The following is a 2,093-nucleotide window of genomic DNA, read 5'->3' as shown; positions in this document are numbered from 1 at the left end:
CGACGGCTTCGGCCGGCAGGGGCAGGCGCCTACGGCGTTGCCGGTCAGGGCTCGCGGGCCGAGCCTCCGAATGGCGCCCCGTCATCCCGGACGAACTGGGCCGGCGCATCCGCACCACCGTCGTCATGGCCGCCGGCCTGCGCGCCCGAGCCGGACAGGTCCGCTTCCCCCTGCCGGGCGGCGACGCCTTCGCCGCCCGGCAGGGTCACCGGCACCTGGTCGTCATGGAGGCTGCCGGCGCCACGCTGGACGTCACCGGCACTCGCATCGGAGCCCGCCTGCCCGGCTCGGGGCCTACACCGTTCACCGCCGACGTGCTGACGCAGAAGTGGGGGCCGAGCTCGGGGGCCACAACCACCGCGATGCTGCTGGCCGCCCGTGCACCCGGCACGTCCGCCATCCTGCACCCGAACAGGGAGCCCGAGGTCCTGGCGACGGCCGCGATGCTCCACGAACGAGGGGCGGCATCGTCTGGGAGGGAACCACCGCCCTGCACGCCACCGGTACCGACCGCATCACCGGCGGCACCGTCGGTGTCCCGCCGGACCGACTGGAGGCCGTCGTCCTCGCCCTGGCCGTCGGCATCACGGGCGGCACCGTCCGCCTCGCCGACGTCCCCGTCTCCCTGTTCCCCGCCGCTCTGGTGGCCGTGCTCGCCGATGCCGGAGTCGAGCTGCTCCCGCACGCGGATGGCGGGACGCTCGCGCGCTGCCCGGCGGGTCCCCGGCCCGTGCACACGGCCGTCACATCCGCCACCTGTTCCGACGTGCAGCCCCAGCTGACCGCCTTCCTCACCCGGGCCGCCGGTGTCTCCCGGACGGAGGAGCGGATCTACACGCGCGCGACAGCCACGTGGGCCCGCCGCGGGGCCTCGGTGCCGACGTCGTCACCGAGGCCTCGACCATCACCGTGCACGGTCCGTCGCCCCTGGCCGCGGCCCGGGTGGCGGGGGAGGACGTCCGTGAGCTTCCCCCGAGATGCGGAGTGTGTTGGCAGAGGGTCAGATGGGACTCATGAGAGGAACATCGACCATGGCTGCACCCAGAAAGTACTCGCTGGAGTTGCGTGAGCGTGCGGTGCGGATGTACCGCGCCTCCGAGCCGAAGCCGCAGATCAAGAAGCTCGCCGTCGACCTCGGTGTGCACCCCGAGGCCCTGCGCGGCTGGATCCGGCAGGCCGAGGCGGACGCCGGCGAGCGTGACGACCGGCTGACCACCGACGAGCGGGCGGAGCTCGCCGCGCTGCGCAAGGAGAACGTCCAGCTCAAGCGGGCGAACGAGGTTCTGCGGACGGCCTCGGCGTTTTTCGCGGCGCAGCTCGACCCGACCCGGTCCAGGTGACGGAGCTCGTTGACTAGCACCCGCACCTGGGGGTCGAGTGCGTACTTCGGGAACTTTCCATCGCCTCCTCGACGTACTACCGCTGGCGTCGTGCCGAGCGCGAGCCGTGCGAGCGCGTGCGCCGGGACGCGGAACTGACCGAGCAGATCAAGGAGATCCACGCCGACTCGGGCGGGATCTACGGCTCGCCGCGCGTGCACGCCGTGCTCAAGCGCGAGGGCGTCCATGTGGGCCGCAAGCGGGTCGAGCGCCTGATGCGCGAGGCCGACATCGCGGGCATCAGCCCACGTCGCAAGGGCTTCACGCGCCGGGATCCCAAGGCCACGCTCGCCCCGGACCTGGTCCAGCGCGACTTCACCGCGAGTGCGCAGCAGAACCGGCTGTGGGTCACCGATCTGACGATGATCGCCACCGGCGAGGGCCCGTTGTGGCTGTCCGCGATTCGCGACGCGTTCTCCCGCCGGGTGGTGGCCTGGGAGACCTCCGCCCGCGCGGACGCCGACCTGGTGCTGTCCACGCTCGAGTACGCCCTCGCGTCCCGCGAGGTCGAGCCCGGACAGCTCATTCATCACGCGGATCACGGCTGTCAACCCGGACTCAACCGGTCGTCGCAACACCGTGGGCCTGAATCGATAGTAGGTGCTCGTTGAGGGCTTCAGCTGGTGTCTTCCAGCCGAGGGTCTTACGGGGCCTGCTGTTGAGCGCGAGAGCCACCGCCTGAAGCTCGTCGGGATCCCACCGCGACAGGTCGGT

4 protein-coding genes and 2 pseudogenes are annotated in these 2,093 nt (G+C 71.9%); 4 read left to right on the top strand and 2 right to left on the bottom strand.

What is annotated here, in order from left to right:
* Positions 1-44: 44 nt before the first annotated feature.
* Positions 45-215, bottom strand: coding sequence for a hypothetical protein (locus tag ACFW2Y_RS35620; protein WP_384887850.1), 171 nt, complete (start codon positions 213-215; stop codon positions 45-47).
* Between ACFW2Y_RS35620 and ACFW2Y_RS35615 the strand changes: the two are divergent.
* The 4 genes and pseudogenes from ACFW2Y_RS35615 to ACFW2Y_RS35600 all read left to right on the top strand — a co-directional run.
* Positions 138-407, top strand: a pseudogene (locus ACFW2Y_RS35615) (hypothetical protein); the annotation flags it as partial. The gene ACFW2Y_RS35620 and the pseudogene ACFW2Y_RS35615 overlap by 78 nt on opposite strands.
* The gene (locus ACFW2Y_RS35610) at positions 329-1,069 is read left to right on the top strand and encodes a hypothetical protein (RefSeq protein WP_384887848.1); all 741 of its coding nucleotides are present in this window, start codon (positions 329-331) and stop codon (positions 1,067-1,069) included. The pseudogene ACFW2Y_RS35615 and the gene ACFW2Y_RS35610, both read left to right, overlap by 79 nt.
* On the top strand, positions 1,032-1,340 hold the full coding sequence (locus ACFW2Y_RS35605) for a transposase (RefSeq protein WP_384887842.1): 309 nt from the start codon (positions 1,032-1,034) through the stop codon (positions 1,338-1,340). The genes ACFW2Y_RS35610 and ACFW2Y_RS35605 overlap by 38 nt, the downstream gene beginning before the upstream one ends.
* Before the next feature lie 26 nt (positions 1,341-1,366).
* A complete protein-coding gene (locus tag ACFW2Y_RS35600; protein WP_384887845.1) occupies positions 1,367-1,990 on the top strand; it encodes an IS3 family transposase in 624 nt (207 codons plus the stop codon).
* On the opposite strand, the pseudogene ACFW2Y_RS35595 reads toward ACFW2Y_RS35600, so the two are convergent.
* Positions 1,938-2,093: pseudogene (locus ACFW2Y_RS35595) on the bottom strand (IS30 family transposase); the annotation flags it as partial. The gene ACFW2Y_RS35600 and the pseudogene ACFW2Y_RS35595 overlap by 53 nt on opposite strands.

The organism is Streptomyces sp. NPDC058877 (genome assembly GCF_042742855.1).
Lineage (GTDB): Bacteria > Actinomycetota > Actinomycetes > Streptomycetales > Streptomycetaceae > Streptomyces.
The sequence above is the reverse complement of the archived record's forward strand: the minus strand, read 5'-3'. Positions and strand labels throughout refer to the sequence as shown.